This window comes from Acidovorax sp., assembly GCF_046339755.1.
In the GTDB taxonomy this organism is placed as follows: domain Bacteria; phylum Pseudomonadota; class Gammaproteobacteria; order Burkholderiales; family Burkholderiaceae_C; genus Acidovorax.
This window is the reverse complement of record NZ_JBKDTZ010000123.1, coordinates 1-3,198: the sequence shown is the minus strand read 5'-3', so window position 1 is coordinate 3,198 and position 3,198 is coordinate 1. Positions and strand designations below refer to the sequence as shown.

The window sequence follows — 3,198 nt, the reverse complement described above, 5'->3', positions numbered from 1 at the left end:
TGACATCGATACCATCGCCAGCGACGATGTTCAGCGCGGCGACGGTGAGCACGCCGGTGCTGGCGTTGTAGCTGGCCGACTGGATGCCGGGGGCGGCATTGGACACGGTGATGGCGTTGCCCGTGAGGTCGGCAATGCTGGCGCCGGTGATGGCGCTGTTCCAGTCGTCGGCGGCGGCGATGTTGTAGGTCGCGTTGCCGGCCGAGCTGGTGCCGTTCTTGTTGAGCAGGGCGTTGACGGCAGCGATGTCGGCACCGCTGAGGGTGAGGGTGAAGCTGGTGGCCGAAGTGACCTCCACATCGGCCGTGGTGGACAGGCCGTAGGAACCGCCCTCGCCGGTGATGGTGAGCGTGTTGACGGTGATGTCGTTGGTGGCACCCACGGTCTTGACCAGGCCGGTGCCGGTGACCACCAGGGTGCCCGTGGCGCCGTCGTAGGTGGCGCTGGTGATGGTGGGGGCCACCACGTTGGAGACCGTGATGCCGTTGCCGGTGGTGTCCGCTGGCGCGTTGACCGTGGAGTTCCAGCCCGTGGCCCCGGCCAGGTTGAAGACCGTGGCGTGTGCGGCGGCGGTGCCGTTGTTGTTCAGGATGCCATTGACGGCCAGCTTGTCGGCGGCGCCGAGCGTGAGCGTGAAGGCGGTGGCGCTCGTGGCGGTGGTGTTGGCGGTGTCTGCGGTCAGTGCGAAGCTGCCGCCCTGGCCGGTGAGTGTCAGCTTGGTGGCGTCGATGGCATCGCCCGTGAGCATGCCGGTGGCCGTCACCAACAGGGTGCCGGTGGCGGCATCGTAGGTGGCCGAAGTGAGGGTGGGCGAGACCACATTGGAGACGGTGATGCCATTGCCCGTGAGGTCGGCGACGACGACTGCGGCATCGGCGCCGGCAGCCCAGTCTTCGTTGGCGGCCAGGTTGTAGGTGGTGCCGCCCGAGGACTGCGTGCCGTTGGCGTTGACCAGGGTGCGCAGGCCGGCCTGGTCAGTGCCGGAGAGCACGATGGTGAACTGGGTGTCGGAGGTGATCTCCACGCTGGACGTGGTCAGCGGGTAGGGTGCGCCGCCCTGGCCTGTGATGGTCAGCTTGCTGACGTCGACGTCATTGGTGGCGCCATTGAGCTTGAGGAAACCTGTGCCCGTGACCACCAGGGTGCCGTTGCTGGCGTCGTAGGTGACGTTGGTGATGGTGGGCACGGCCACGTTGGAGACCGTGATGCCATTGCCCAAGGTGTCGGCGATCACCACGGCAGGGTCGGCGCCGCGGGCCCAGTCCTCGGCGGCGGCCAGGTTGTAGGTGATGGCGCCGGTGGAGCTGGTGCCGCTCTTGTTGGCGATCTGGTTGATGGCCTGCTTGTCGGCGGCGTTGAGGGCGACGGTGAAGGTGGTGCCGTCGGTGACCTCCACGCTGGAGCTGGTCAGCCCGTGGCTTACCCCACCTTCGCCGACAAAGCTCAGCTTGCTGGTGTCGATGTCGTTGTTGGCGCCGTTGAACTTGAGGAAACCTGTGCCGGTGACCACCAGCGATCCCGTGGAGGCGTTGTAGGTCGCACTGGTGATGGTGGGCGCCGCCACGTTGGAGACCGTGACGCCGTTCAAAAGGTCGGCCCCGCCGGGCGCGGCCCCTGCTGCCCAGTTGGAGGCAGCGGCGAGGTTGAACGTGGTGCCGGAGGTGGAAACCGTGCCGTCCTTGTTGGCGATCAGGTTGAAGGCGGCCTTGTCGGCGGCGTTGAGCACGACGGTGAACGAGGTGCCGTCGGTGATCTCCACGTTGGTGGTGGTCAGCGTGCGGCTGGCTCCGCCCTCGCCGGCCAAGGTGAGCATGGTGAGATCGATGTCGTTGTTGGCGCCGTTGAGCCGGACAAAATTGGTGCCCGTGACCACCAGGGTGCCGGTGGCGGCATCGTAGGTGGCGCTGGTGACGGCGGGGACGGCCACATTGCTGGCCGTGATGGCATTGGTCGCATCGGCCGTGTTGCCGGCGGTCACATTGGTGTTCCAGTCATCCGCGGCCGCCAGGTTGAAGGCGGTGCCGCCGGTGGACGTGGTGCCGTCCTTGTTGATGAACTGGTTGATGGCGGCCCGGTCGGCCGCGTTGAGCGTGACGTTGAATGTGGTGGCGTTGGTGGCCGTGGTGGTGCCGCTGGTCAGGACACGTGAGAGGCCGCCCTCGCCGCTGATGGTGATCTTGTTCAGGGCGATGATGTCGCCGGCGGTCAGGTTGGTGCCGGTGACCGAGAGGGCGCCGGAGGCCGCGTCGTAGGTGGCGCTGGTGATGGTGGGCGGGGGAACGTAGGCCAGGTCGGTCGTGCCCGTGCCTCCGACATGCGTGACGGCCGTGGGCACCGTGCCTGTGGTACCGGTGCCGCCCTCCAGCCCGCCGCTGCCGCTGACACCGACGTTGTTGGACATGAGCCCATAGTTGGCGGTGGTGATCTTGAAGGTGCCCAGGTTGTAGACGCCCCCCACACCGAGGCCCCCGGAGCCGCCATTTTCGTTATTGCTTCCCGTGCCGCTGCCGCCGCCGCCGCCGCCGCCCGCGCCCACGTTGTTGGTAATGGCTGAGGTGCCGATGACGGCAATGGTGCCAGTGGCAGCGTTGTAGATGCCGCCTACGCCCATGCCGCCGGCTTTGCCCACACCATCCCAGCCGGACCCGCCGCCACCGCCGCCCACAGTGAGCGAGCCACTTTGAGCGGTAGCACCGCTGCCGCCATTGGAGTAACTGCTTGTACCTACGCCACCAGCGCCGCCGGTGGCGGCCCCTCCGCGTCCACCCATGTTGCCTGAGGCAGTCCCGAAACCGCCGCCATAACCTCCGGCGCCGAGCACTCCGGCACTGCCTGCATACTCTCCGGTTGCAGGGCCTACGTTGCCTCCTGTGGCACCCGTCCCCTTGTTGCCACCGTTGATCAACGGCCCACCACCACCACCGCCGCCACCGAAGTAAGAGGTTGCTTGCCCGCCGCCACCTCCACCCCCAGCTGCGCCGTTGGCCGTCACACTGGTGTTGTTGATGGTCAGAGTTCCCGCGTTAGAGATGCCTGCGCCGAGTGCATTGCCGCCATCGGTGCTAAGTGTGCCGCCATTCCCCCCGACACCCGAAAGCGATCCATGCGTGATCACCAGGCCATCCAGCGTCACCGTCGAGCCCGTGGTAATGCTCAGCACCCGGCTGGTGTAGTTGGCATCGATGGTGACGTCTGCAG

Annotated in this window: 1 protein-coding gene; it reads right to left on the bottom strand. The window is 67.0% G+C overall.

The genetic code is table 11. The features are described from left to right. Positions 1 to 2,770, bottom strand: a 2,770-nt coding sequence (locus ACK59X_RS09445) for a beta strand repeat-containing protein (RefSeq protein WP_409956790.1), incomplete at its 3' end; no start/stop codon positions are given. Positions 2,771 to 3,198: the final 428 nt, after the last annotated feature.